A 25,219-nucleotide genomic window follows, 5' to 3' on the forward strand; every position below is an offset into this window, starting at 1 on the left:
CGACCGGCTGGCCGGCTGGACCTGCGGGCTTGGCCTGCTCTGCATCTGGGTCAGCTTCCACCTGATGTCGCGGCTGACGGTGCGGCAGGGGCTGACCCCCTGGGACGTGGCGGCGCTGCGTTTCGGCGGCGCCTTCCTCGCCGCCCTGCCGCTGCTGGCCTGGTTCGGCCTGCCGCGCATCCCGCCGCGGCGCTGGCCGGCCATCATCGTCTTCGCCGGGCTCTGCTTCCCCTTGTGCGCCTATGCCGGCTACCAGCTGGCGCCGGCGGCGCAGGGCTCCACCGTGATGGCGGCCGGGCTGCCGGTGGCGGCGGCGCTGCTGAGCGTGGCGATGGGGCAGGGGCGGATCGGCCCCTGGCGGGCGGCGAGCCTGGCCATCGTCGCCGCCGGCTGCCTGCTGCTGGGCCGCGCCACGGCCGGCGCCTTCGCGGGTGCCTGGACCGGGACGCTGCTGTTCCTTACCGCCGTCACCGGCTGGGCAGTCTATACCCTGCTGGTGCAGCGCTGGCGGCTGCGGGCGATCGAGGCGACGCTGACCGTCGCCCTGCTGACCGGGCCGGTCTACCTGCCGGTCTGGTATTTCCTGCTGCCCTCCAGCCTCGCCCAGGCCTCCTGGGCGGCGGTCGTCACCCAGGCGGCCTTTCATGGCATCGGCTCGGTCCTGCTGGCCGGCGTCTTCTACACCCGCTGCGTCGCCTTGCTGGGGCCGGGCCCGACCACCATGATCGGCGCCGCGGTGCCTGGCCTGGCCGCGCTGCTCGCCTGGCCGCTGCTGGGGGAGGCGCTGTCGCCCCTGGGCCTGCTGGCGGTCGGCGTGGTCTGCGCCGGGCTGGCCCTGGCGGTGCTGCGGCCCGACCGGCCGGGCTGAGCCGCGCCGGATGCGTGCGTTCCGCCGCCCGCGGCGTTATGGCTGCCCCAATGATCCGCGGACCCATCCCATGAGCGCCTTCGATTCCGGCCTGTTCAGCCCCCCGGGCGGATTTTCCGTCCGCATCATGGACCTCTCGGGCGGCAACGGCGCCGATCCGGTCGAGACCATCGGCGGATTCCTCACCTTGGAGCACGCCAACAGCTTCGCCCGCCGCTACGTCCGGGACAGCATGGAGCGTTGCCGCACCCGCGGCATGCGGCCGGACGCGGTGATCGCCGCCTGGTTCGCCTATGGCGAGGATGCCGAGGTGGTCGGCGGTGCCGAGCAGGCCTGGCGCAGCGCCGCCGAGCTGAACGACTTTGCCGCCCGTCCCCCTGGCAATGCCGAGGACCGCAATTGGCGTGCGCTCGACCCGCGTCGCGATGCGGACGACGAGGCCGCGGAGGAGGAGGAATGAGCCGCCACAGCGTCCGCTGCGGCGACTTCGCCGACGAGGGCGACCCGGAGGAGGAATGGCTGGTCACCGGCTTCGCCTCGGCCGAGGCCGCCCAGGAATACGCCCGCCGCTTCGTCCGTGCCCAGGTCGAGGACCTCCGCCGCGAGGCCAAGTCCCCCGCCGAATTGGCCGAGATGTACGACCGCTGGGGCGAGTATGCCGAAACGCCCGGCTTCGACCGCGCCGCCTGGGTCAGCCACTGCATCGCCCACCCTGCCGCGCGGAAGCAGGACACCGACTACGCCGTGCTGGAGCCCTGACCGTGAAACTCCGCTTCGCCCCATCCCCCACGGGCTACCTGCATGTCGGCAATGCCCGCGTCGCGCTGGTCAACTGGCTGCTCGCCCGGCAACTCGGCGGCCAGGTTCTGCTGCGCCTCGACGACACCGATTCCGAGCGCAGCAAGTCCGAATACGCCGAGGCGCTGGAGGAGGACCTGCGCTGGCTCGGCCTCGACTGGGACGAGCACTTCCGCCAGTCCGACCGCATGCCGCTCTATGCGGCGGCGGCGGAGAAGCTGAAGGCCTCCGGCCGGCTCTACCCCTGCTTCGAGTCGGAGGAGGAGCTGCGCTACAAGCGCGAGCAGCAGCTCCGCCAGAAGCGCCCGCCGATCTATGACCGCGGTGCGCTGAAGATGACGAAGGAGCAGTACGACCGCGCCCTGGCCAACGGCAAGCGGCCGCATTGGCGCCTCAAGCTGAACATGTGGGAGGTCAAGTGGTTGGACGGCGTGCTCGGCCCGCGCGTCGTGAAGCTGCCCAGCCTGTCGGATCCCGTCCTGCTGCGCGCCGACGGTACGCCGCTCTATACCTTCACCAGCGTGGTGGACGATCTCGAGAGCGGGGTCACCCACATCGTCCGCGGCGAGGACCACGTCACCAATACCGGCGTGCAGATCGACCTCTGGGAAGCGCTGGGCGGCAATGCCGACAAGCTCCGCTTCATCCACCTGCCGCTGCTGACCGATGCCGATGGCGGGCCGCTGTCGAAGCGCCTGGGCTCGCTCTCGCTGCGGCAGCTGCGCAAGGATGGGGTGGAACCGGCGGCGCTTGCCGGCTATCTCGCGGCCCTCGGCACCGCGCAGGACCCGGCGGCGGGGATGCCGCGCGACCTGGTGGCCGGCTTCAGGCTCGCAGCCATCTCGAAATCCGCCGCCCGCTTCGATGTCCAGCAGCTGCTGGCGCTGAACCGCAAGCATCTGCACCACGCCAGCTTCGAGAGTGTCCGGGCGCTACTGCCCGAGGGCGCCGACGAGGCCTGGTGGAAGGCCATCCGCGGCAACCTCGACCTGCTGTCCGAGGCGAAGCCGTGGTTCGAGGTGGTGCGTGGCACCCTGGTCCCGCCGCCGCAGGAAGGCGAGGAGGAATATCTCCGCGCCGCCCTGGCCGTGCTGCCGCCGGCGCCCTGGGACGAGACGACCTGGGGCGCCTGGACCGGCGCGGTCAAGGAGGCGACCGGCCGCAAGGGCAAGCCGCTGTTCCAGCCGCTGCGCCTCGCCCTGACCGGCGAGGATCACGGGCCGGAGATGAAGGCGCTGCTGCCGCTGATCGGGCCGGAGAAGGTGGCGCTACGGCTGAAGGTGGCGGCCGCCGGCTGAGCCGGCGACCGCCTGCGGCCTCAACGCATCGGCGTGGTGGTACCGGTGGTGCCGCGCGGCGCGTCCTTCATCGGCGCACGGCTGGTGCCGGTGCCGGTGCCCGGGTTGGCGCCGGTGGTGTTGGACCCGGTGGCGCGGTCGATGGCGCGGCCGGCGGCGGTGCCGGGCGGGTTGCCGCGGGTGCCGTCGGCTGGGGTCGGCGCGCTGCCGGTGGCGCGGTCGAGGGTACGCTGGGTGGCGGTGCTCGGCGGGTTGCCGGGCGTGCCGTCCCGCTGGGCGAGCGCCGGGCCGGCGATGAGGCTGGTGGCGACGAGGCCGATGGCGAGTTTGCGGAGCATGGCTATTTTTCTCCCGTGTGGTGGATAGCCAGAAGGCCCTTCGCCCCGGGAGGTTCCCCCAACGGGATCTCGCAATCCGGTGGCATCCTCGTCGCCGCTTGGGCATGGTGCGGAATGGTCACCGCCCCGCCTTGTTGCCGCTGAACGCCCGCCGCAGGTGTGGCCGATGATGCGTTCTGCCCGCGACCGGACTATGGATGCGCCGTGATGACCTTCGACCTGACGCTGCACAACAGCCTGACCCGCACGCGCGAGACCTTCGCGCCCATCGATCCCAGCCATGTCCGGCTCTATGTCTGCGGACCGACGGTCTATGACCTGGCGCATCTGGGCAATGCGCGCCCGGTGGTGGTCTTCGACCTGCTGGCCCGGGTGCTGCGGCGGATCTATCCGCGGGTCACCTATGTCCGCAACATCACCGATGTCGAGGACAAGATCACCGCCCGCAGCCTCGAGACCGGCGAGCCGATCGGTGCCATCACCGCCCGCACCACGGCCGACTTCCACCGCGACATGGCCGCCCTCGGCGCCCTGCCGCCGGACCAGGAACCCCGCGCCACCGACAGTATCGCCCCGATGGTCGCCCTGATCGAGCGGCTGATCGGCAACGGCCATGCCTATGCCGCCGAGGGCCACGTGCTGTTCAGCGTCGCGTCCTTCCCCGAATACGGCTTGCTTTCGGGCCGCAACCAGGAGGAGATGCTGGCCGGCGCCCGGATCGAGGTCGCGCCCTACAAGCGCGACGCCGGCGACTTCGTGCTGTGGAAGCCGAGCACTCCGGAACAGCCGGGTTGGGACAGCCCCTGGGGCCGCGGCCGTCCCGGCTGGCATATCGAATGCTCCGCCATGTCCTGGAAGGCGTTGGGCGAGGTCTTCGACATCCATGGCGGCGGGCAGGACCTGCTCTTCCCGCACCATGAGAACGAGGTGGCGCAATCCCGCTGCGCCTTCGGCACCGCCGCCATGGCGAGGTACTGGCTGCACAACGGCATGCTCCGCGTCGACGGGGAGAAGATGTCGAAGTCGCTCGGCAATTTCCTCACCGTGCGGGACATCCTGGAACGCGGCGCCTGGGCAGGCGAGGCCTTCCGGCTGGTGCTGCTGCGCACGCATTACCGCTCGGACCTCGACTTCACCTTCGCCGGGCTCGACGAGGCCAAGGCCGAACTCGACGACCACTATGCCATGCTGGCCCGCGCCGTGCCGCCGCCCGAGATGATGGACGTGCAGGCCGAGATGGCCGAATGGGTGCTGGAGCCGCTGCGCGACGACCTCAATACCCCGCTCGCCCTCGGCCGGCTGCGCGACCTGCGGACGCTGGAGAACGTCGCCAGCGTCGGCGGCTCGGCCGCCACCGTGCTGCACCGGATTGGCAAGCCCTGGCCGGTGGTCGCCGGCCTGGCCGCCGCGGCCTTCCGCGACGCGGCCGCGGTTTTGGGTTTGTGCCAGGCGGCGCCGCAGGAATGGCTGCAAGGGGGCGAGGATACCGCCTGGGTGGACCAGGCGATCGCCGACCGGCTGGCGGCGCGGAAGGGCCGTGACTTCGCCGCGGCGGACCGCATCCGCGACGCGCTGAAGGCCAAGGGGATCCTGCTGGAGGATGGGCCGCAGGGGACCACCTGGCGGCGGGCGTGAGCCACAAGCAAGACCGGGGGAGAGAGGGCACCTCTCTCCCCCGGACCCCCACTCACCGTTTTCTCTGAGTCTAGGACGCGCCGGTTTGACTGCCTCGCCCGAGGATTGGCTGGATGCCATCAAGCGGATCGCGCTGACCGACCCGAAGCGGGCCTGGCTGCGGGCGCATCTCGACGCGCCGGATTGCACCGCGACCGAAGCCGCGCTGGCCGAACGGACGGGGCAGCCGATCGCGGCCTACCGGGCGCTCGCCGTCGAACTCGCGGCGGCGATGGAGACCGACCCGCCGGCCGATCCGCTGGCGCTGCTGGCCGAGCCGGCAGGGGAGGGCACCTGGCGGCTCCGGCCGGCGCTGGCCTTCGGCCTCGGCGCGCACCGGCTGATGCCGGAAGCCTGGACCCGTGGCGGCAAGCCCTCCGCCGACCTGCACCCGGCCCCGGGCGAGAGCCCCATCGTCGTCCTGGTCCGGCCGCAACTGGCGGAGAATATCGGCTCGGTCGCCCGCGCCATGGCCAATGGCGGGCTCTTCCATCTGCGCCTGGTCGCGCCGCGCGACGGCTGGCCGCAGGACCGCGCCTGGCGCACCGCCTCCGGTGCCGACCCGATCCTCGACGCGGCAGTGGTCTACCCCGACGTGCCCTCCGCCGTCGCCGATTGCCACCGGGTCTTCGCCACCTGCCCGCGGCCGCGCCATATCGTCGTGCCGATCCGCACCGCCCGCGCCGCAGCCGAGGACCTGCGCGAGATCAACGGGCGGGGGCTCCGCACCGCCGTGCTGTTCGGCCCGGAGCGCGCGGGTCTCGAGAACGACGACGTCGCCTGCGCCGATACCCTGGTCCGCTACCCGCTGAACCCCGAGCACATGTCGCTCAACCTGGCCCAGGCAGTGATGATCCTGGCCTATGAATGGTGGACGGTGGCGGAGCCGACCCCGCCGCGCCAGTTGCAGACCAACGAGACCCATGTCGCCACCAAGGGCGAGCTGGAAGGCTTCCTCGGCCGCCTCACCGCCGAGCTCGACGCCGCCGGCTTCCTCGACAACCTGCCGAAGCGCCCCGGGATGGTTCGCAACCTGCGCCACTGGTTCGAGCGCGGCGAGGTGACCGAGCAGGAGTTGCGCACCCTGCACGGCGTGGTGACGGAACTGTCGCGCGGCCGGATGCGGCGTGGCCGGCCAGAGGATTGAGCCCCGCAGGCGGCGCTACAGCCGTTTCGCCAGCTTCCGCGCCAGCACATAGCCTAGGAGTCCCGCCACCGGCGCCGCCGGCAGGACCAGCAGCCAGCCGATATGCGCGCCCTGCACCGCCAGCCCCAGCCCGACGCCGAGCATCAGCCCGCCCACCAGGCTGCCCACCACCCCGGCCGTCAGGCCGAGCACCAGGATCTCTTCGCGCGTCACGCTCATGGGAGCCGATTAGGCGGCACAATGCGGGTTTGACAAGGCCGGCTCCCGCCGACTACACCCCCGCCTCTTCCTGGGAACGTGGACATGCCCCAAGGCAACTTGGTTCGGCATGCGCCCGCCTTGGCCCATGCGGGGCCGGGGCCTACCGGGACAACACTGCAAAGAAGGCCGCATCCCGGAATGGGGGCGGACGAACACTTCGCATGACCAAGCGTCTCGAATCCAAGTACAAGATCAACCGCCGCCTCGGCGTCAACCTCTGGGGCCGCGCCAAGTCTCCGATCAACAAGCGTGAGACGATCCCCGGTCAGCATGGCGCCCGCCGCAAGCAGAAGCCGACCGACTTCGGCGTGCAGCTCATGGCGAAGCAGAAGCTGAAGGGCTACTACGGCAACATCGGCGAGAAGCAGTTCCGCAAGTATTACGAGGAAGCGGTCCGCCGCAAGGGCGACACCTCGGAGAACCTGATCGAGCTGCTGGAGCGTCGTCTCGACGCCGTCATCTACCGGATGAAGCTGGCGCTGACCCCCTTCGCGGCGCGGCAGTTCGTCAACCATGGCCATGTGCTGATCAACGGCCGCCGGCTGAACATCCCGTCCTACCAGGTCCGCGACACCGACACGATTGAGGTCAAGGAGAAGTCGAAGCAGCTTACCTGCGTGCTCGACGCGGCGCAGAACGGCGAACGTGACGTGCCGGAATACATTGAGGTGGATCACCGCGCGATGCGCGGCCGCTTCCTGCGCGCCCCGAAGCTGTCGGACGTGCCGTATCCGGTGCAGATGGAACCGAACCTGGTGGTCGAGTTCTACTCCCGCTAAACGGCCGATCCCTCCCGGATTGCCGGACGCCGGGCCCGCAAGGGTCCGGCGTTTTGCGTTGCGCTACCCAGGATAGGCCACGAACGGCCCGTGCAGCCGCCGCGGCAGCACCGGCATGGCATGCGCCGCGGCCAGCAGCAGCGCCCGCTTCGGCGTCGGCGCCTGGGCGACCGAAGCGCGCAGCCGTTCCAGCCCCGCTGCCCGCTGGCCGTGCCGGATCAGCTCCCGCCCGACGATCCAGGCATTCTCCGCCTCGGCCCGCCGCTGGATCGCCAGGAAGCGCGGCCGGCCCAGCCGCGCCTCCAGCGCCGGGTTGCCCCAGATCGCCAGCATTGCCGGGGCGAAGGCGGCCGGGTCGCGCGCCATGCGGTGATAGGCGCTGCCCGAACGCTGCCGCAGGAACAGGATCGGCGCGGCCCCCGGCGCCACCGTCCAGGGGCCCTGCAGCGACAGGCGGATCCAGTATTCCCAATCCTCTCCGTAGCGCAGCTGCGGCAGGAAGGGGCCGGCCTGGCGCACCGCGTCCCGCCGCAGCAGCAGGTGGCCGCCATTGGCGAAGAGGTTCTCGACCAGCAGCATCTCCAGCAGGTCGCCGGCGGGGAAGGGGCCGGACTTGCGGCGCAGCGGCGGATCGCCGGGGCGGGCATCCTCCGCCACCACCGCATAGCCGCCATAGGCGCCGACCGCTGCCGGCGCCGTCGCCAGCGCCGCCAGCAGGCGGGGCAGCGCGTCCGGCGCCAGCCAGTCATCGGCATCGAGGAACAGGATCGCATCGCCGCGGGCCTCCGCCATGGCCCGGCTGCGGGCGGCGGAGACGCCGGCATTCTGCTGGGTGATCAGCCGGATGCGGGGATCCTTGCGGGCCGCCACCACGTCCGCGGTGCCGTCGCGGGAGCCGTCGTCGACGACGATCATCTCCCAGTCGCGGAAGCCCTGCGTCAGCACGCTGTCGACCGCCGCGCCGACGAAGCGGGCGACGTCGTAGGCTGGCGTCAGGATGGAGACGGCGGGGGCGGGGGTGGCAGGTTCGCGCGGCATGCGGGAGGGGTGGCACAGGCGGCCTCATCCCCGACGTCACACGCGGGCGAACGGCAAACAAAAGAGCGCGGGAAGGTATTCCCCCGCGCCCGCATCTACTGTTCCGGGTCAGGCATAGACCGATTTCATCGCGCCGGGCGGGTAGCGGGTGCCGGCGGCGGCGCCGGCGGGAACGGCGGCGGCGATGCGGGCGACATCGTCGGGCGAGAGCGTCACACGCAGCGCGCCGAGGTTCTCCTCGATCCGCGGCAGGTACCGGGTGCCGGGGATGGCGACCACGTCCTCGCCCTGCGCCAGCAGCCAGGCCAGGGTCAGTTGCGCCGGGGTGCAGCCCTTCTCCGCCGCGATCGCCTCCACCTTCGCCACCAGGGCGCGGTTGGCGGCGAAATTCGCCTCCTGGAACCGCGGATGCGCCGCCCGCCGGCCGTCCACCTGGGCGAATTCCTGGATCGCCCCGGTCAGGAAGCCGCGTCCGAGCGGGCTATAGGCGACGAAGCCGATGCCGAGCGCCGTGGTGGTGGCGCGGGTCTCCTCCGCCTCCTCGCGGTACAGCAGGGAATACTCGGTCTGCACGCAGGCGATGGGGTGGATGGCATGCGCCCGGCGGATCGTGTCCGGCCGGGCCTCGGACAGGCCGAGGAAGCGGACCTTGCCCTGCTCCACCAGCCGCTTCATCGCGCCCACCGTCTCCTCGATCGGCACGTTGGGGTCGACGCGGTGCTGGTAGTAGAGATCGATCACCTCGACGCCGAGCCGCCGGAGCGAGGCCTCGCAGGCCTGCTGGACATAGCCGGCCGAGCCGTTGACGCCGTTCGGGCCGCCGGGATTCTGGGTCTGGCCGAACTTCGTCGCCAGCACCACGCGGTCCCGCCGCCCCACCAGGGCACGGCCGAGGACCTCCTCGTTATGGCCCCAGCCATACATGTCGGAGCTGTCGAAATGGTCTATGCCGCGGTCGATCGCGGCGCGGATGAGGTCGGCCGAGGCGGCGTCGTCCGCCTCCCCATAGACGCCGGAGAGCGACATGCAGCCGAGCCCGATGGCGGAGACCGAAAGGCCGGTCCGGCCCAGGCTGCGGTGCGGCAAATCGGCCATGCGGCTTCCCCCCTTCGTGCTTCGCTTGGGCGAAGCCTAGCAGGGTGGCACGGCGCGTCGAGATGTCCCGCCCGGGCCCATGGCCCGGGCGGATGCGCCCGGGATCAGGCCTCGGCCGAAACCGGGATGCCCTTCTCCTTCATCAGGCTGGACAGCTCGCCGGCCTGGAACATCTCCATGATGATGTCGCAGCCGCCGACGAACTCGCCGCCGACATAGAGCTGCGGGATGGTCGGCCAGTTGGTGTAGGCCTTGATCCCCTCGCGGATCTCGGCGTCCTCCAGGACATTCACGCCCTTGAAGGGCACCCCCAGGTGCGACAGGATCTGCACCACGCGGGCGGAGAAGCCGCATTGCGGGAAGACCGGCGTGCCCTTCATGTAGAGCACCACGGGGTTCGCCTTGATGTCGCTCTCGATGCGCTCGAAGGTCGGGTTGGTCATCTGTGGCTTCCTTTCCGCAGGTTGCGCCGCCGGTCCGCGGCGGCCGTCCCATTCATCCGTTGCTGCCGGTCAGCCCGGTGCCGAGGTCTGCAGCGCAAGGGCGTGCAGCTCGCCCCCCATCCGGCCGCGCAGCGCGGCATAGACCAACTGGTGCTGCTGCACCCGGCTTTTTCCCTTGAAGGCGTCGGAGACGACGGTCGCGGCGTAATGGTCGCCGTCGCCGGCCAGGTCCTCGATCGTGATCTGGGCGTCAGGCAAGGCTGCCTTGATCAAGGCCTCGATTTCCGCCGGCTGCATCGCCATCCGTTTACGCTCCCCCAGCTTCGCGCATCAGTGCCGGCAGAGTGCGCTCATGCGCCTCCACCAAGCTCGCGACGGATATGGACTGGCCATCGGGCAGAACCAAGCCCTCCCCCCCGCTATGGCCGATATGCGCGGCCGGCACCCCGGCCGCCGCGGCGGCCGCCAGCAGCGCGGCACCGTCCGGCACCGCCAGCAGGTAGCGGCCCTGGTCCTCGCCGAACCACCAGCCATGCCCCGGCAGGCCGTCCGGGCCAGCCGCAAGGGTCGCGCCGGTGCCGCCGGCCATGGCCATCTCGGCCACCGCCACCAGCAGCCCGCCATCCGAGAGGTCGTGGCAGGCGTCGACCAGCCCCTGGCGGATCCAGCCGCGCACCGCGTCGCCGTTGCGGCGCTCGGCGGCCAGGTCGACCGGCGGCGGCGCGCCTTCCTCCCGGCCGGCGACCTCGCGCAGCCAGAGCGACTGGCCGAGCCAGCCCCGCGTCTCCCCGACCAGCACCAGGTCGAGGCCGTGCCTCAGCGCCAGGCCAACCGCCTGGGAGACGTCCTCGAGCACGCCGACGCCGCCGATCGCCGGGGTCGGCAGGATGCCGCGCCCCTCGGTCTCGTTGTAGAGCGAGACATTGCCGCTCACGACCGGGAAGTCGAGCGCGATGCAGGCCGCCGCCATGCCGCGGACGGCGGCGGCGAACTGGCCCATGATCTCGGGCTTCTCGGGATTGCCGAAATTCATGTTGTCGGTGATCGCCAGCGGCAGGCCGCCCGTGGCGGTGATGTTGCGCCAGGCCTCGGCCACCGCCTGGGCGCCGCCCGCCTCGGGGTCGGCCAGGCAGTAGCGCGGGGTGCAGTCGGTGGTCATCGCCAGGGCGCGGCGGCTGTCCTCGATCCGGACGATGGCGGCGTCCGCCGCGCCGGGGCGCTTCGCGGTCTGGCCGCCGACCATGCTGTCATACTGGTCCCAGATCCAGCGGCGGGAGCAGAGGTCGAGGCTGCCGACCAGGGTCAGCAGCGCCGCCGCCGGGCCGACCGGGTCGGCGACCGCGGCGGCCTCCAGCACCGGCAGCTTCGGCGTCTCGGCGGTCGGCCGGCGGTAGAGCGGGGCTTCCGATTCCAGCGGGGCGAGCTCGATATCCGCCTCCAGCTGGCCCCTGTGCTTCAGCACGATCCGGCCGGTGTTGGTCAGGTGGCCGATGACGGCGAAGTCCAGCTCCCATTTGGTGAAGATCGCCTCGGCCACGGCCTCCCGGCCCGGCTTCAGGATCATCAGCATGCGCTCCTGGCTCTCGGAGAGCATCATCTCGTAGGCGGTCATCCCGGTCTCGCGCTGGGGCACGCGGTCCAACTCGAGCTCGATCCCCATGCCGCCCTTGCCGGCCATCTCGACGCTGCTGCTGGTGAGCCCGGCGGCGCCCATGTCCTGGATGGCGACGATGGCGTCGGTCGCCATCAGCTCCAGGCAGGCCTCGATCAGCAGCTTCTCGGTGAAGGGGTCGCCGATCTGGACGGTGGGGCGCTTCTCCTCACTGTCCGCGGTGAATTCGGTGCTGGCCATGGTGGCGCCGTGGATGCCGTCGCGGCCGGTCTTCGACCCGACATAGACCACCGGGTTGCCGGTGCCGCTGGCCGCCGCCGTGAAGATCCGGTCGGCCCGGGCGATGCCGACGGTCATCGCATTGACCAGCGGGTTGCCGTTGTAGCGCGGATGGAAATTGACCTCGCCGCCCACGGTCGGCACGCCGACGCAATTGCCGTAGCCGCCGATGCCGCGCACCACGCCGTCGATCACCGCCTTCATCCGCGGCGCATCCGGCATGCCGAAGCGCAACGCGTTGAGGTTGGCGATCGGCCGCGCGCCCATGGTGAAGACGTCGCGCAGGATGCCGCCGACCCCGGTCGCCGCGCCCTGGTAGGGCTCGATGAAGGAGGGGTGGTTGTGGCTCTCCATCTTGAAGACCGCGGCCAGGCCGTCGCCGATATCGATGACGCCGGCATTCTCGCCCGGACCCTGGATCACCCAGGGGGCCTTGGTCGGCAGCTCCTTCAGCCAGACCCGGCTGGACTTGTAGGAGCAGTGCTCCGACCACATCACCGAGAAGATGCCGAGCTCGCAGGGCGACGGGTCGCGGCCGAGGATCGCCAGGACGCGGTCGTATTCGTCGGGCTTCAGCCCGTATTCGGCGGCGAGCTGGCGGGCCCGTTCGGGCGCGAGGAGGGCAGGGGTCTGGGTCATGCGAGGGGGCCCGGAAAGCGCGCCCGAAGACGGGGCGAATGGCGAAGGGGAAGCGGCGCGGCGGGGCGCCGCGGGGTCACGCCGCGGCCAGCGCCGCCGCCAGGCTCTCGAACAGCGGCAGCCCGTCGGTGCCGTCGATCTCCGGGTCCACCTGGTTCTCCGGATGCGGCATCAGGCCGAGCACCCGCAGGTTGGGCGAGAGGATCCCAGCGATGTTCCGGGCGCTGCCGTTGCGATTGGCGGCCGCGGTCACCTCGCCCGACGGCGTCGCGTAGCGCAGCGCCACCAGCCCCTCGCCCTCCAGGCGATCGAGCGTCGACGCGTCGGCGAAGTAGTTGCCGTCGCCATGCGCCATGGTCGAGCGGAAGACCTGGCCGCGCCGGAAGCGGTTGGTATAGGGCGTGTCGGCGCGTTCCACCCGCATGTGGCAGTCCATCGACAGGAAGCGCAGCGTGGCGTTGCGCAGCAGCGCGCCCGGCAGCAGCCCGGCCTCGGCCAGCATCTGGAAGCCGTTGCAGACCCCCAGCACATGCCCGCCCTTCCCGGCGAAGTCCTGGATGGCCCGCATGATCGGGCTCTGCGCCGCCATGGCGCCGCAGCGGAGGTAGTCGCCGTAGGAGAAGCCGCCCGGCAGCACCACCAGGTCGGTGCCCGCCGGCAACGCGGTGTCGCGGTGCCAGAGCATCGCCGGCCTGCGGCCGGTCACCCGCTGCAGGGCGAGCGCCATGTCCCGCTCGCGGTTGGTGCCGGGAAAAAGGACGATTCCTGCGCGCATCACACCATCACCCCTGCAATACCCGCAGCCAGTGCAGGCCGCCGAGCACCAGCATCGTCACCAAGGTCGCCAAGGTCGCCGCCGTCATCCAGCGGTTCAGCTTGTGCTTCTGCTGGTCCAGCCAGCCGGCGCGCCGCTTCGGCACCGCCTTCACCGCCGCCAGCCGGTCCTCCCGCCAGCGCAGTCCGAAGGCGATCAGCACCGTCAGCACCAGCAGGACGAGGAGGGAGAGCTTGACCATGCGGTCAGGCGATCTCGACGCGGAAGCTCTCGATCACCGTATTGGCCAGCAGCTTGGCGGCCATCGCCTCGGCCGCCTGCTTGGCCGCGGCGGCGTCGGTTTCGGCGAGCTCCAGCTCGATCACCTTGCCCGCCCGCACCTCGCCGACGCCCTCGAAGCCGAGCCCGGCCAGCGCATGCCCGATCGCCTTGCCCTGCGGGTCGAGCACGCCCGCCTTCGGCATCACCGTCACCAGTACCTTCATGTCACGTCACCGCCCAGCAGACGCCGCCCGTAGCGGCCATACAGGTAGCAGCCATAGCTGCCGATCACCGCGAAGATCAGCGGCCAGATCGTCGCCGGGAAGAGCCCCAGCAGGGACAACAGGGCGTAGAAGCCGATGACGGCACAGAGCACCACCACCGCTTCGAGGAAACGCGCCAGCATCGCCGCCCCCTATTGCATCATCTCGGGACCCTTGAGGTCCCGGACCCCGGCTTCCGGCAGGATGCCGAGCCGGCGGGCGACTTCCTGGTAGCCTTCCTCGACCTTGCCGAGGTCGCGGCGGAAGCGGTCCTTGTCCATCTTCTCGCCGGTCTTGCTGTCCCAGAGCCGGCAATTGTCCGGGCTGACCTCGTCGGCCAGGACGATCCGCATCTCCTCGTTCTCATAGAGGCGCCCGAATTCGATCTTGAAATCGACCAGGGAGATGCCGACGCCGAGGAAGAGGCCGGTGAGGAAATCGTTGATCCGCAGGGTCAGCGCGACGACGTCGTCGAGGTCCTGCGTCGCGGCCCAGCCGAAGGCGGTGATGTGCTCCTCGCACACCATCGGGTTCTTCAGCGCCGCGTTCTTGTAGTAGTACTCGATGATCGAGCGCGGCAGCCTGGTGCCCTCGGCGATGCCGAGCCGGGTCGAGAGGCTGCCGGCGGCGACGTTGCGCACCACGACCTCGAGCGGGATGATCTCCACCTCGCGGATCAGCTGTTCCCGCATGTTCAGCCGGCGGATGAAGTGGGTCGGCACGCCGATATCCATCAGCCGCATCATCAGGTACTCGCTGATGCGGTTGTTGAGCACGCCCTTGCCGGTGATGGTGCCCTTCTTCTCGGAATTGAACGCCGTGGCGTCGTCCTTGAAGTACTGCACCAGGGTGCCCGGCTCCGGCCCCTCGAACAGGATCTTGGCCTTGCCCTCGTAGAGCTGCCGGCGTCGCGCCATGGTCTGATCGGTCCTTCCTGCTGCCGCGCGGCTCGGGCCCGGCGCCTGGCGCCCCGGCGGGCCGGGCGCGCCGGCAGCGTCCCTATAGCAAGCGGGACGCCCTACCGCCACGGGTGGGGGAGCGCGCCGCCTTATCGCGCCAGGGCGCCCGGCAGCAGGCTGGCGATCAGCCCGGTCGCCGTGGCGTAAAGCACTAGGTCGGGCCCTGCCGCCGCATAGCGGTAGCCGGGAAAATAGGGCAGCAGCACCGCCAGCCCGGGCGGCAGCGGCTGGTGTGGCACGCCGGGCGGCAGCGGCCTGCCCACCGCCAGCGTCAGCGCGGCGCCGGGCGGGCGCCAGTCCGGATTGGCCGCCAACCAGGTGCGGACCAGGTCCCGGTCCAGCGGACGCAAGGCAGGGCTGTCGTCGCCGGCCCGGATGGCTGGGCGCCGGGGCTGCGGCCCGGCCTCCGCGCTGCCTTCCGTCGTGCCGGCCGGGGCCGGCCTGGCCCGTGTGGAGGCCGGGCGGGCCGGCTTGGGCCCAGGCTTCGCCGGCATGGCGCGAGGCTTCGGGCCCGGCGGTTTGCCGGGCGTCCGACCGGGCGCCGTCTTGGCGGGCAGCTTCGGCTGGGTTGGCGGCTCGGGGGGCGGTGCAGCCGATGCCGTTCCCGGCACCAGCAGTCCCGCCAGGACCAGCAGGGCCTGCCGTCGCGTGCTCATGCCGGCGATGCTCCGGTCCCGACCGGGCGGAATTCCGCCGCGCCGGCCGCACCCGCGGCGAAGCGCCAGCCCAGGGCGCCGTCGGCGGCGATCGCCAGCAGGCTTGCGCAGACCGTGCCGAACCCATCGGTCGGCGGCACCCGCAAGGCGTCGGCGCGGCTTTCGGCGATGCTGTCGTCGGCCAGCAGTGCCTCCCAGCTGCGCCAGTCCGCGGTGCCGGGGTCCGGCACCGGCGCGGCGCGGAAGCGCGGCAAGTGCCGGGCGGTGCGGGGGCTGGCGAGGTCGTTCGGGTCATGCGCGGTGATCATCGACAGGCCGGGCGGCAGCGGCAGCACCTGCGGCCGGCCATGGCCCTCGGCGCGCAGGAAGATCCCGCCATGACGGTCGGCGACGGCCATGTTGAAGGATCGCCATTCAACCGCGGGCAAGGCGGCGATGGCCGCAGCGGCGGCGGCGGCGGTGGTTTCGCGCAGCGCCAGCAGAGGGAGCTCGCCGCGGCTCCGCTTGCCCGGCGCCGGGCCGAGGCTGCCCGGCCGGTTCAGCACCGCGGCCACGACGCCGGCCCGGTTGACCGCCATCCAGGTGCCGCCGCTGAGCCGGTCGCGCCCGCCGGTGACCTCGGGGAAGTCCGGCCACCAGCGGCCAGGCGGGTCCCAGGTGCGGTCGAGCATCTCGTCGCGGTTGGCGGCGACCAGGACCGGCCAGGCATGGCCCGGCCGGTGCAGCAGGATAACGGTGCACATCAGCAGGGGGCCTCAGCGGGGGCCCCGGCCGCGGTCAGCGGTAATAGTAGGGAGGCGGCGGCGGCGCGTAGTAGCGCGGCGGTGGCGGCGGGAAATAACCTGGCGGCCGGCCGTAATGGCCCGGGGGCGGGCCGTAATAGGCGGGCGGCGGCGGCCGGTAGTACACCGGCGGCGGGGGCGGCGGCCGCCAGTAGCGTGGCGGCGGCGGGCGGTAGAAACCCGGCCCCGGCCCGTACCAATGGCCATGCGCCTCGGCCGGCATGGCCCAGGCCAGGGCGCCGAGCCCGGCCGCGGCGGCGAGGAACAGCATCTTCAGGCGGCGCATCGCACCAGACCTCCTTGTCGATGCCCGATATAGGCATGGCATGGGGCGGAAACGCGGCGGCGGGACGGCCCGCCCTGGGCAGCCGCATCACGCCGCTGCGAAGACCCGGGCGAAGATCGTGTCGACATGGCGGAAGTCGCGCTGCGGGTCCATCGCCTTGGCCAGCGCCGCGGCGTCGAGCACCCCCGCCACCTCCGGGTTGGCCAGCAGGTTCTCCGCGAAGCTGCGGGCATCGTCCTTGCCCAGCTTCGTCCAGGTCGCCATCGCCGCCTGCTGCACCGCCGCATAACTCGCCTCGCGGCTCAGCCCGGCCTGGGTCAGCGCCAGCAGCACCTTCTGGCTGTGCACCACGCCGCCGAGGCTCTCCAGGTTCTCGGCCATGCGCTCGGGGTAGACGGTCAGCTTCTCCATCATCCCGGTCAGGCGCGACAGCGCGAAGTCGAGCCCGATGCAGGCATCCGGGGCGATCACCCGCTCGACGCTGGAATGGCTGATGTCGCGCTCGTGCCAGAGGGTGACGTTCTCCAGCGCCGGGACGACATGGCTGCGCACCAGCCGGGCCAGGCCGGTCAGGTTCTCCGACAGCACCGGGTTGCGCTTGTGCGGCATGGCCGAGGAGCCCTTCTGGCCGGCGTGGAAATACTCCTCAGCCTCGCGCACCTCGGACCGCTGCAGGTGCCGCACCTCGGTCGCCAGCCGCTCGATCCCGGCGGCGACCACCGCGAGTGCCGCGAAGAAGGCGGCATGGCGGTCGCGCGGAATGACCTGGGTGGAGACCGGCTCGACCGCGAGCCCGAGCCTGGCCGCGACGAATTCCTCCACCCGCGGGTCGACGCTCGCGAAGGTGCCGACCGGGCCGCTGAGGGCGCAGGTGGCGATCTCGGCCCGGGCAGCGACCAGGCGGGCGCGGTTGCGGGCGAATTCGGCGTAGTGGCCGGCCAGCTTCAGGCCGAAGGTGGTCGGCTCGGCATGGATGCCGTGGCTGCGGCCGATGGTGGGCGTGTACTTGTGTTCCTCGGCGCGGCCCTTCAGGGCGGCCAGCAGCGCATCGACATCGGCGATCAGCAGGTCGGCGGCGCGGGTCAGCTGCACCGCGAAGCTGGTATCGAGCACGTCGGAACTGGTCAGCCCCTGGTGCATGAAGCGGGCCTCGGGGCCGATGCCTTCCTGCATCCAGGTCAGGAAGGCGATGACGTCGTGCCGGGTGACCCGCTCGATCGCGTCGATCGCCTCGACCTCGGCGGCGCCGATGGAGGCCGCGCGCGGGGTGCCCTTCTCCCGGATCACCCTGGCTGCCTCGGCCGGGATGGCGCCGGATTCGGCCATTGCCTCGGCGGCCAGGGCCTCGATCTCGAACCAGATCCGGAAGCGTTCCTCGGGGGACCAGATCGCGGCCATCTGCGGGCGGGTGTAGCGGGGGACCATCCGGGCCTCGGGCGTTCGGGCGGCCACGCTGCGGCGCGCGGCGGCGATGTGTCGGGCAGCCGCGCGGTTTGAACCACCGGCCCGATCCTTGGCAAGAGGCGCCGGCGAGGGCAGGGCGGACTCCGGCTGCGGGGTTGCAAATAGATTGCCTATTATTTATGTGCGGGGCATCATCCAACCCCGGTTAGCCGGTGCAGGAATTCCACCCGATATGCCCGACTGGCTCTTGCCGCTCACCCAGGTTCTGTTCATCGACCTCGTCCTTGCCGGCGACAACGCCATCGTGGTCGGCATGGCTGCGGCTGGCCTGCCGGCCGACCAGCGCCGCAAGGCGATCTTCTGGGGCATCATCGCCGCCACCATCATGCGCATCGGCTTCGCCGCGGTGACCGCCCAATTGCTGGCGATCGTAGGCATCACCCTGGCCGGCGGCGTGCTGCTGCTGTGGGTCTGCTGGAAGATGTACCGGGAACTGCGCGACGGTGGCCATGGCAACGAATCGGAGGCTGAACTTGCCGCCGCCCAGGCCACGGCGCCGCGCAAGACCCTGCCGCAGGCCATCACCCAGATCCTGGTGGCCGACATCTCGATGAGCCTGGATAACGTCCTGGCCGTCGCCGGCGCGGCCAAGGACCATACCTGGGTGCTGGTGGCGGGGCTGGCGATCTCCGTGGTGCTGATGGGCGTGGCGGCGACGCTGATCGCCAACCTGCTCAACAAGCATCGCTGGATCGCCTGGGTCGGCCTGCTGGTCATTCTCTATGTCGCCGCCGACATGGTCTGGCAGGGGACACACCAGGTCGCCGACAAGGTGCCGGGCGCCTATGCCTACCTGATGCTGCCGCTGGGCTACCTGGCGCTGCCGCAGGTGTTCCCGGCCTGGATCTGGGCCGCGGCGACGCTCGGCCAGGTGGTGGTGATCGCGGCGTTGGCGGCGTTGACCGTCGGTGCTGTCCGCCGCCTTAGCGGCACCGAAACCCACGCCCCGCCGCAGCAGCAGGAGGTGGAGCCCCGGCTGAAGCCCGCCGAGTAGCCTTCCCAAGCGCACCGGGCGACGACACGCAGGGTGGGTGCCCGGCGGCTTCACAGGCCGCCGCGCCTCCCTTAGCTTGCCGGCCGCCGGGATTCCGGCCATTTCGCGCAACTTTCTTCCGGCCGGAGACGCTACCGTATGGACATGACCTCGATGTTGGCCGAGTGGGATTGGCTCACGCTGACCCAGATCCTCGGCGTGAACATCATTCTCTCCGGCGACAATGCGGTGCTCATCGCCCTCGCCGCCGCCGGCCTGCCGGCCAACCAGCGGCCGAAGGCGATCATGTTCGGCATGGTGCTGGCCGTGGTCCTGCGCATCGTGCTCAGCATCGCCGCGGTGCAGTTGCTGGCGATCCCTGGCCTCATGCTGGTCGGCGGCCTGTTGCTGCTTTGGATCGGTTACGGCTTCTTCAAGGAACTGCGGGCCGAGGACAAGGAGGACGAGTCGGGAGACCACAGCCACCATGAGGTCAAGACGATGGCGACGGCGCTGCGCCAGATCGTCATCGCCGATGTCTCGATGAGCCTCGACAACGTCCTGGCGGTAGCCGGCGCGGCGGCTGGCAACATGCCGATGCTGATCGTCGGCCTGATCATCTCGATCCTGCTGATGGGCGTGGCCGCGACGCTGATCTCCAAGCTGCTTGAGCGCTACCGCTGGATCGCCTATATCGGCGTCGCGCTGATCATCTATATCGGCCTGAAGATGGTCTGGGAGGACGGGCATCACCTGATGCAGCGTTTCGGCGGCGAGCACGCCGCGCTGCAGCAGCGCCCGGCCCTCGTAGCGGCTGTGCCGGCCACCGCCCTGGTGGGCCTGCCGGGCTGATGCGGCGCGGGGTGCTGCGCGCCGCCAGCCTTGCCGGCGCGCTCGCCCTGGCCGCCTGCGCGGCGCCCGAGACGGCGGCGACGGCGCCGGTCACTCCGGCCGACCTCGCGGCGCGGCTGCCCGCGAGCGCCGCCGGTTTCCAGCGCGGTGCGACCTTGCCGCTGCCACAGCGGGAACAAGGGCGGGAGGTCGCCTATGCCACCCGCGGCCGCGTCGCCGCGGGAGCCATCCTCGAGCTCTACCGCCTGGCCGAAGGACCGGTGCCGCCGGGCGCCGCATCGCCGGCCGCCGCCATGGCGCTGGCCGGCCTGCTTGATGAGGCGCTGCGCGCCCCAGGCCACCGCCAGCAGCGGGAAGTCGCCCGGCTGACATTGCCGCTGGCAACCGAGCCGCGCCTGGCCTGCGCCGAAACCAGCGGGCTGTATGGCCGGGAAAGGGTAGAGGGTCTGCTCTGCGCCGGCGGTGTCGGCGGCGGGCTGCTGCGGCTGCGGGTGACCATGCCGCAGCGCGAGCCGGCCCCGGCCGATCCGCGCGCCTTCGCCACGGCGATCCTGGCAGCCTTGCAGGCACCGTGACATCAGCGCTGTGGCGCCCTACCTGCGGTGCGGCATGACCCTTCCCGAGCACGACCCGATGCGGGTCTTCGACCGCCGCCTGGTGCGGCTCCGCCGCGACCGCGCCGCCGCCACCGTGACCCGCGTGGCGCCGGTGCTGGAGGCCGCCGCCGAGCGGCTGCTCGACCGGCTGGACGACACCACGCGGCGCTTCTCCCGGGCGCTCGAGATCGGCGGCCGCGGCGTGGTGGCGCCGCTGTTGCGGGCGCGCGGCATCCCTTTCGTCGTCTCGCTCGACCTCTCGGCTCGGATGGCGGCCGGGGCAGGCGGGCTGGCGGTCGCCGGCGACGAGGAATGGCTGCCCTTTGCCGCGGGCAGCTTCGACCTGGTGGTGGCGAACCTGTCGCTGCACTGGGTGAACGACCTGCCCGGGGCGCTGGTGCAGATCCGCCGGGCGCTCAGCCCGGACGGGCTGTTCCTTGCCGCGCTGCCCGGCCTCGGCACGCTGCAGGAACTGCGCGAGGCCTTGGCCGAGGCCGAGACCGAGCTGCGCGGCGGGATCTCGCCCCGGGTCTCGCCCTTCCCGGAACTGCGCGACCTGGCCGGGCTGCTGCAGCGGGCCGGGTTTGCCCTGCCGGTGGCGGATGGGGAGGCGCTGCCGATCCGCTACCGCACCCCGCTGGCGCTGTTCGAGGACCTGCGCGCGGCGGGCGAGGGCAATGCGGTGCGAGCGCGTGACCCGCGCACGCCGCCGCGGGCGCTGCTGCCGTCGGCGGCCAGCCGGCTGCCGGTCGATGCCGAGGGCTTCCCTGCCAGCCTGCGGCTGCTGGTGATGACCGGTTGGTCGCCGCATGAGAGCCAGAGCAAGCCGGCCCGGCCGGGGAGTGCCACGGTGCGGCTGGCGGATGCGCTGGGTGTCGAGGAGCGCGCCGCCGGGGAGCCGACCGGGCGCGGACCGGCCCGCTGAGACGCAACCCCCAAGCCAGCCTTGCGCTTGCGTCTGGCGGCCCCCACGCGCATGTTAATAGCCATTCACCCTGCCAGAGACAGCCGAGCACCATGGACCAGCAGGGCGGCGACTCACGCCGCATCACGATCCACACGTCCGAGGATTTCGCCGGCATGCGCCGGGCCGGCCAACTGGCCGCCGAGACCCTCGACATGATCACCCCGCATGTCCGCCCCGGCATCACCACCGGCGAGCTGGACCGGCTGTGCCACGACCACATCCTGGCGGCCGGGGCGACGCCGGCGCCGCTCGGCTATCGTGGCTACCCGAAGTCGATCTGCACCTCGATCAACCACGTCGTCTGCCACGGCATCCCGGGCGAGCGCGTGCTGGCCGATGGCGACATCGTCAATATCGACGTCACCGTCATCCTCGACGGTTGGCATGGCGATACCAGCCGCATGTACGTCGCCGGCACCGCCTCGACCAAGTCGCGGCTGTTGCTCGACGTCACTTATGAATCGCTGATGCTCGGCGTCGCCGCGGTAAAGCCGGGGGCGACGCTGGGCGATATCGGCCATGCCATCCAGGTCTTCGTTGAGCGACACCGTTTCTCGGTGGTGCGCGACTTCTGCGGCCATGGAATCGGCCGCCGCTTCCACGAGCCGCCGAACGTGCTGCATTTCGGCCGCCCCGGTGAAGGCCCAGTGCTGAAGCCGGGAATGTTCTTCACCATCGAGCCGATGGTGAATGCCGGCCGATCGGACGTGAAGATCCTCGACGATGGCTGGACCGCGGTGACCCGCGATCGCAGCCTTTCCGCCCAATTCGAGCACATGGTGGGCGTTACCGAGACGGGGTGCGAGGTCTTTACCTTCTCCCCGGCCGGGCTGCATCGGCCGCCCTATTCGGGCTGATCCGCGAGAACCGGTCCGGGAGGAGATCTCCCGGACAATGTCGCGTGCGGCTATGCCGCGCGACCGGCGACCCGGTCAGGGGCAGCTCTGCTGCATGCCATACTGGCCGAGCCGCCGGTTCGGGTCGCCCACCGTGCCCATGGGCAGGCCGCGATAGGCAACCTGCGGACCGCCGACATCGCATCCGGCGATCCGCGGCGTGCCCTGGGTAGCACCGGCGAGGCAGCCGGTGCCCGCCCGGTCGCGGGCCGCGCCGGACATCGGGTCGTCGCAGGTGCCAGCGGCCGTACCAGCCATGGGCGGCGCGGTGCGCGGCGCTTCCGGCTTTGTACAGGCGGCCAAGCTGATGCTGGCGGCAAGAACTGCCAATACGAAACGTTTTGACATTGTTTCCCTCGGTGTCTTGACACTTGCCGAGCTTCGCACCGCGACGGTTGCCGGCCTTGCGGCACCGCAAGAGTCGGTCGATTGAGGATCATGTCACTCGAACGTGCATCAAGCGCAGGCGAGGAACGGGGCGCGAGATGCCATGCGAACCGCACTATGCACAGGCATGACATAACTGCGCGCCCACGTCCGGTAGCCATCCTACCGGCCTGGTTTCTTCGTGCCCTGCTGCTGACCGGAACCTTCGCCCTGCCGCCGGGACGGTTCCGGGGTCGGATCGTCTTTTCGTAGACGAAATCCTCCAAATCGTTATGATCGCCTGCGTTGCACAACCCGCAGGTGGGCAAAATGGGTAAGGCCGATCCGAGGTCCGGGCTGTCTGACGCGGGGCTATCTTGCCTGCTGTCCCTGCCGGAGCCGGCCCGCAGCCCACGCACCGCGGCGGCGCCACGCCGCCGGCCAGCGCCGGCGCCCCGCCTGCCGGGCTTGCCGCTGGAAGGCCTGCCCGACACGGCCGAGGATGCCGAGACCCCCGGCCATCTCGGCCACCGCGCCCGGATGCGGCAGCGCCTGCTGGTCGCCGGCCCCGAAGCGGTGCTGGACCACGAACTTCTGGAGATGGTGCTGTTCCTGGCCCTGCCGCGGCGCGACACCAAGCCGATCGCCCGCGCCCTGCTCAACCGCTTCGGCAGCTTCGCCAACGCCATCGCCGCCCCGCCGATCGAGCTGCGCGGGGTCGAGGGGCTGGGCGATGCCGGGACCGCGGCGCTGAAGACGGTGCAGGCCGCAGCCCTCCGCCTGACGCGCGAGGAATTCAAGCAGACCGTCGTGCTGAACTCCTGGGACCGGCTGATCGACTACCTGACCGCGCACCTGGCGCGGGAGCGGGTGGAGGAGGTGCACGTCCTCTACCTCGACACCCGCAACCGGCTGATCGCCGACGAGGTGCAGGGCAGGGGGACGGTCAACCACACTCCGGTCTACCCGCGGGAAGTGGTGAAGCGGGCGCTCGAGTTGCAGGCGACGGCGATGATCCTGGTGCACAACCACCCTAGCGGCGACCCGACGCCGTCGCGCACGGACATCGAGATGACCGGGGAGATCAAGGCCGCCGCCATGGTCTTCGGCATCGCGTTGCACGACCACATCATCATCGGCAACGGCCGGCATGTCTCGCTGCGCCAGGAAGGCCTGCTGTGACGCGCTTCACCCCTTTGTCGCCCCGCTGCCCACGGGTCTAGGCTGGCCGGCGAAACGGGGGAGAAGACGACCATGCAAATGATCGACGCGCCGACGCTGAAGGCCTGGATCGGCGATGGCGGGGAACTGGCGATCCTCGATGCGCGGGAGGATGGCGAGTTCGGCAGGTCGCATCTGTTCTGGGCCAATCCCTGCGCCCTGTCGCGGGCCGAGACGCGGGCACGCGCCATCCTGCCGCGCCTTGGCGTGCGGATCTGCTGCGTCGATGGCGGGGAGGGCGGGCTGGCCGAGACGCTGGCCGCGATCCTCGCGACGATCGGCTGCACCGATGTGTCGGTGCTGGCGGGCGGCACCCGGGCCTGGGAAGCCGCCGGCTACGTGCTGTTCTCCGGCGTCAACGTCCCCTCCAAGGCCTTCGGCGAGTGGGTCGAGCACCAGTACCACACCCCTTCGGTCGACCCCGGCGAGCTGCGGGCGATGATGGAGGCCGGGCAGGACATGGTCGTGCTCGACAGCCGGCCGATGGACGAGTTCCACCGCATGTCCATCCCCGGCGCGATCGACGTGCCTGGCGGCGAGCTGGTCTACCGGATCGGCGACATGGTGCCCTCGCCCGGCACCACCATCGTGGTGAACTGCGCCGGCCGGACCCGGTCGATCATGGGGGCCGAGAGCCTGCGCAGCGCCGGCGTGCCGAACAAGGTCGTCGCCCTGCGCAACGGCACCATGGGCTGGGAGCTGGCCGGCTTCGCCTGCGACCGCGGCAGGACCGCCAGCTTCCCGCGCGGCACCCCGGCCAGCCTGCCCCTGGCGCTGGACCGCGCCCGGGCCTTCGCGGAGCGCTGGGGGGTGAAGACCATCGACCGCGCCGCATTGCCGGCGCTGCTGGCTGACACCGCGCGCACCACGCACGTGCTCGATGTCCGCGACCCGGAGGAATACCTGGCCGGCCACCTGCCGGGCAGCCGCATGGCGCCGGGCGGACAGCTCGTGCAGGGGAGCGACAACTGGATCGCGGTGCGCGGCGCCCGGGTGGTGCTGGTGGACGATACCGGGGTGCGGGCCCGGATGACCGGCGGCTGGCTGCGCCAGCTCGGCGGCTGGGAGGTTTATGTCCTCACCGACGGTCTCGCCGGCCCGCTCGAGACCGGCCCCTGGCAGTCCGATTGCCCGGAGGCCGCGGCGCTCTCGCCCGCCACCGTCACGCCGGCGGACCTCGCCGTGGCGCTTGAGGCCGGCACCGCGCAGGTGATCCAGCTCACCCGCTCGCTCGACTTCCGGGAGGGGCATCCGCCCGGCGCGCTCTGGGGCGTGCGGACCCGGCTGGCGGCGCTGCGGACGCGCCTGGCCGCGGACCGGCGGATCGTGGTCGTCGCGGCCGAGGAGGCCATCGGCCGGCTGGCGGTGCCGGAACTGGAAGCGCTCGGCCTCGGCCCCGTGGCGCTGCTGGCCGGCGGGATCGCCGCCTGGAAGGCGGCCGGCCTGCCGCTGGAAGCGGACCGCCGCGACCCCGCGGATGCCGACTGCATCGACGTCTATCTCCGCCCTTATGACCGCAACGACGGGGTGGAGGCGGCGATGCGCGAATACCTCTCCTGGGAGATCGACCTGGTGCATGAGGTCGCCCGCGACGGCGATGCGCGCTTCGGCCAGGCCTAGCCTTCCGGCAGCC

General features: G+C 71.4%; 31 protein-coding genes and 1 pseudogene. 15 read left to right on the forward strand and 17 right to left on the reverse strand.

Going from position 1 to position 25,219, the window contains the following annotated elements:
• Positions 1-7 precede the first annotated feature (7 nt).
• The 4 genes from ACFQS7_RS26000 to gltX all read left to right on the forward strand — a co-directional run bounded on the left by ACFQS7_RS26000 (position 8) and on the right by gltX (position 2,964).
• Positions 8-868, forward strand: a complete 861-nt coding sequence (locus tag ACFQS7_RS26000; protein ID WP_380070136.1) for a DMT family transporter — start codon at positions 8-10, stop codon at positions 866-868.
• 70 nt (positions 869-938) lie between these two features.
• Positions 939-1,328: a hypothetical protein gene (locus tag ACFQS7_RS26005; protein ID WP_380070060.1), complete on the forward strand. Its 390-nt coding sequence runs from the start codon at positions 939-941 to the stop codon at positions 1,326-1,328.
• The gene (locus tag ACFQS7_RS26010; protein WP_380070061.1) at positions 1,325-1,627 is read left to right on the forward strand and encodes a hypothetical protein; all 303 of its coding nucleotides are present in this window, start codon (positions 1,325-1,327) and stop codon (positions 1,625-1,627) included. Before ACFQS7_RS26005 ends, ACFQS7_RS26010 begins: the two co-directional genes overlap by 4 nt.
• A gap of 2 nt (positions 1,628-1,629) precedes the next feature.
• A complete protein-coding gene (gene gltX / locus ACFQS7_RS26015) occupies positions 1,630-2,964 on the forward strand; it encodes a glutamate--tRNA ligase (RefSeq protein WP_380070062.1) in 1,335 nt (444 codons plus the stop codon).
• A 20-nt stretch (positions 2,965-2,984) separates the two neighbouring features.
• On the opposite strand, the gene ACFQS7_RS26020 is transcribed toward gltX, so the two are convergent.
• Entirely contained in the window at positions 2,985-3,302 is a 318-nt protein-coding gene (locus ACFQS7_RS26020; protein WP_380070063.1) for a hypothetical protein, read from the reverse strand.
• A 207-nt stretch (positions 3,303-3,509) separates the two neighbouring features.
• Between ACFQS7_RS26020 and cysS the strand changes: the two genes are divergently transcribed.
• Entirely contained in the window at positions 3,510-4,937 is a 1,428-nt protein-coding gene (gene cysS, locus ACFQS7_RS26025; RefSeq protein WP_380070064.1) for a cysteine--tRNA ligase, read from the forward strand.
• Between the two features lie 382 nt (positions 4,938-5,319).
• On the forward strand, positions 5,320-6,123 hold the full coding sequence (locus ACFQS7_RS26030; protein ID WP_380070137.1) for an RNA methyltransferase: 804 nt from the start codon (positions 5,320-5,322) through the stop codon (positions 6,121-6,123).
• Positions 6,124-6,138: 15 nt separating this feature from the next.
• Here ACFQS7_RS26030 and ACFQS7_RS26035 read toward each other — a convergent pair whose 3' ends face one another.
• Positions 6,139-6,342: a hypothetical protein gene (locus ACFQS7_RS26035; RefSeq protein ID WP_380070065.1), complete on the reverse strand. Its 204-nt coding sequence runs from the start codon at positions 6,340-6,342 to the stop codon at positions 6,139-6,141.
• A gap of 203 nt (positions 6,343-6,545) precedes the next feature.
• Between ACFQS7_RS26035 and rpsD the strand changes: the two genes are divergently transcribed.
• Positions 6,546-7,163 carry a 30S ribosomal protein S4 gene (gene rpsD / locus ACFQS7_RS26040; RefSeq protein ID WP_380070066.1) on the forward strand — a complete coding sequence of 206 codons (618 nt, stop codon included), beginning with the start codon at positions 6,546-6,548 and terminating at the stop codon, positions 7,161-7,163.
• 63 nt (positions 7,164-7,226) lie between these two features.
• Here rpsD and ACFQS7_RS26045 read toward each other — a convergent pair whose 3' ends face one another.
• From ACFQS7_RS26045 to purB, 14 genes are all read right to left on the reverse strand, one after another.
• The gene (locus tag ACFQS7_RS26045; protein ID WP_380070067.1) at positions 7,227-8,201 is read right to left on the reverse strand and encodes a glycosyltransferase family 2 protein; all 975 of its coding nucleotides are present in this window, start codon (positions 8,199-8,201) and stop codon (positions 7,227-7,229) included.
• Between the two features lie 108 nt (positions 8,202-8,309).
• A complete protein-coding gene (locus tag ACFQS7_RS26050; protein ID WP_380070068.1) occupies positions 8,310-9,296 on the reverse strand; it encodes an aldo/keto reductase in 987 nt (328 codons plus the stop codon).
• 104 nt (positions 9,297-9,400) lie between these two features.
• Positions 9,401-9,739, reverse strand: coding sequence for a Grx4 family monothiol glutaredoxin (gene grxD, locus ACFQS7_RS26055; protein WP_380070069.1), 339 nt, complete (start codon positions 9,737-9,739; stop codon positions 9,401-9,403).
• A 69-nt stretch (positions 9,740-9,808) separates the two neighbouring features.
• Positions 9,809-10,042: a BolA family protein gene (locus tag ACFQS7_RS26060; RefSeq protein ID WP_380070070.1), complete on the reverse strand. Its 234-nt coding sequence runs from the start codon at positions 10,040-10,042 to the stop codon at positions 9,809-9,811.
• A gap of 4 nt (positions 10,043-10,046) precedes the next feature.
• Entirely contained in the window at positions 10,047-12,269 is a 2,223-nt protein-coding gene (purL, locus tag ACFQS7_RS26065) for a phosphoribosylformylglycinamidine synthase subunit PurL (protein ID WP_380070071.1), read from the reverse strand.
• Between the two features lie 76 nt (positions 12,270-12,345).
• The gene (purQ, locus tag ACFQS7_RS26070) at positions 12,346-13,044 is read right to left on the reverse strand and encodes a phosphoribosylformylglycinamidine synthase subunit PurQ (protein ID WP_380070072.1); all 699 of its coding nucleotides are present in this window, start codon (positions 13,042-13,044) and stop codon (positions 12,346-12,348) included.
• 7 nt (positions 13,045-13,051) lie between these two features.
• The gene (locus ACFQS7_RS26075) at positions 13,052-13,285 is read right to left on the reverse strand and encodes a hypothetical protein (protein WP_380070073.1); all 234 of its coding nucleotides are present in this window, start codon (positions 13,283-13,285) and stop codon (positions 13,052-13,054) included.
• A gap of 4 nt (positions 13,286-13,289) precedes the next feature.
• Entirely contained in the window at positions 13,290-13,529 is a 240-nt protein-coding gene (gene purS, locus ACFQS7_RS26080) for a phosphoribosylformylglycinamidine synthase subunit PurS (protein WP_380070074.1), read from the reverse strand.
• Positions 13,526-13,711: a hypothetical protein gene (locus ACFQS7_RS26085; protein WP_380070075.1), complete on the reverse strand. Its 186-nt coding sequence runs from the start codon at positions 13,709-13,711 to the stop codon at positions 13,526-13,528. The genes purS and ACFQS7_RS26085 overlap by 4 nt, the downstream gene beginning before the upstream one ends.
• 9 nt (positions 13,712-13,720) lie before the next feature.
• Positions 13,721-14,485 carry a phosphoribosylaminoimidazolesuccinocarboxamide synthase gene (gene purC / locus ACFQS7_RS26090; RefSeq protein WP_380070076.1) on the reverse strand — a complete coding sequence of 255 codons (765 nt, stop codon included), beginning with the start codon at positions 14,483-14,485 and terminating at the stop codon, positions 13,721-13,723.
• 131 nt (positions 14,486-14,616) lie between these two features.
• Positions 14,617-14,877, reverse strand: a complete 261-nt coding sequence (locus ACFQS7_RS26095) for a hypothetical protein (RefSeq protein ID WP_380070077.1) — start codon at positions 14,875-14,877, stop codon at positions 14,617-14,619.
• Positions 14,878-15,179: 302 nt separating this feature from the next.
• Positions 15,180-15,926, reverse strand: coding sequence for an NRDE family protein (locus ACFQS7_RS26100; protein ID WP_380070078.1), 747 nt, complete (start codon positions 15,924-15,926; stop codon positions 15,180-15,182).
• Positions 15,927-15,960: 34 nt separating this feature from the next.
• The gene (locus tag ACFQS7_RS26105) at positions 15,961-16,251 is read right to left on the reverse strand and encodes a hypothetical protein (RefSeq protein WP_380070079.1); all 291 of its coding nucleotides are present in this window, start codon (positions 16,249-16,251) and stop codon (positions 15,961-15,963) included.
• Between the two features lie 87 nt (positions 16,252-16,338).
• Positions 16,339-17,676: an adenylosuccinate lyase gene (gene purB, locus ACFQS7_RS26110; protein WP_380070080.1), complete on the reverse strand. Its 1,338-nt coding sequence runs from the start codon at positions 17,674-17,676 to the stop codon at positions 16,339-16,341.
• Between the two features lie 211 nt (positions 17,677-17,887).
• Here purB and ACFQS7_RS26115 point away from each other — a divergent pair.
• The 5 genes and pseudogenes from ACFQS7_RS26115 to map form a co-directional block, all read left to right on the forward strand.
• Positions 17,888-18,490 (forward strand): annotated as a pseudogene (locus ACFQS7_RS26115) (TerC family protein); the annotation flags it as partial.
• Positions 18,491-18,853: 363 nt separating this feature from the next.
• On the forward strand, positions 18,854-19,540 hold the full coding sequence (locus tag ACFQS7_RS26120) for a YjbE family putative metal transport protein (RefSeq protein ID WP_380070081.1): 687 nt from the start codon (positions 18,854-18,856) through the stop codon (positions 19,538-19,540).
• Positions 19,540-20,115, forward strand: a complete 576-nt coding sequence (locus tag ACFQS7_RS26125) for a hypothetical protein (RefSeq protein WP_380070082.1) — start codon at positions 19,540-19,542, stop codon at positions 20,113-20,115. Before ACFQS7_RS26120 ends, ACFQS7_RS26125 begins: the two co-directional genes overlap by 1 nt.
• A 34-nt stretch (positions 20,116-20,149) precedes the next feature.
• Entirely contained in the window at positions 20,150-21,061 is a 912-nt protein-coding gene (locus tag ACFQS7_RS26130) for a methyltransferase domain-containing protein (protein ID WP_380070083.1), read from the forward strand.
• A 92-nt stretch (positions 21,062-21,153) separates the two neighbouring features.
• On the forward strand, positions 21,154-21,960 hold the full coding sequence (gene map, locus ACFQS7_RS26135) for a type I methionyl aminopeptidase (protein ID WP_380070084.1): 807 nt from the start codon (positions 21,154-21,156) through the stop codon (positions 21,958-21,960).
• A 75-nt stretch (positions 21,961-22,035) separates the two neighbouring features.
• On the opposite strand, the gene ACFQS7_RS26140 is transcribed toward map, so the two are convergent.
• Positions 22,036-22,257 (reverse strand): hypothetical protein, encoded by a 222-nt coding sequence (locus ACFQS7_RS26140; protein ID WP_380070085.1) that lies wholly within the window; start codon positions 22,255-22,257, stop codon positions 22,036-22,038.
• Here ACFQS7_RS26140 and ACFQS7_RS26145 point away from each other — a divergent pair.
• The 3 genes from ACFQS7_RS26145 (at position 22,256) to ACFQS7_RS26155 (ending at position 25,206) form a co-directional block, all read left to right on the forward strand.
• Entirely contained in the window at positions 22,256-22,432 is a 177-nt protein-coding gene (locus ACFQS7_RS26145; protein ID WP_380070086.1) for a hypothetical protein, read from the forward strand. The two genes, ACFQS7_RS26140 and ACFQS7_RS26145, sit on opposite strands and share 2 nt — an antisense overlap.
• Positions 22,433-22,695: 263 nt before the next feature.
• Positions 22,696-23,547: a RadC family protein gene (radC, locus tag ACFQS7_RS26150; RefSeq protein WP_380070087.1), complete on the forward strand. Its 852-nt coding sequence runs from the start codon at positions 22,696-22,698 to the stop codon at positions 23,545-23,547.
• Positions 23,548-23,619: 72 nt separating this feature from the next.
• The gene (locus tag ACFQS7_RS26155; RefSeq protein ID WP_380070088.1) at positions 23,620-25,206 is read left to right on the forward strand and encodes a rhodanese-like domain-containing protein; all 1,587 of its coding nucleotides are present in this window, start codon (positions 23,620-23,622) and stop codon (positions 25,204-25,206) included.
• Positions 25,207-25,219 lie beyond the last annotated feature (13 nt).

This window comes from Dankookia sp. GCM10030260 (genome assembly GCF_042666655.1).
In the GTDB taxonomy this organism is placed as follows: Bacteria; Pseudomonadota; Alphaproteobacteria; order Acetobacterales; family Acetobacteraceae; genus Paracraurococcus.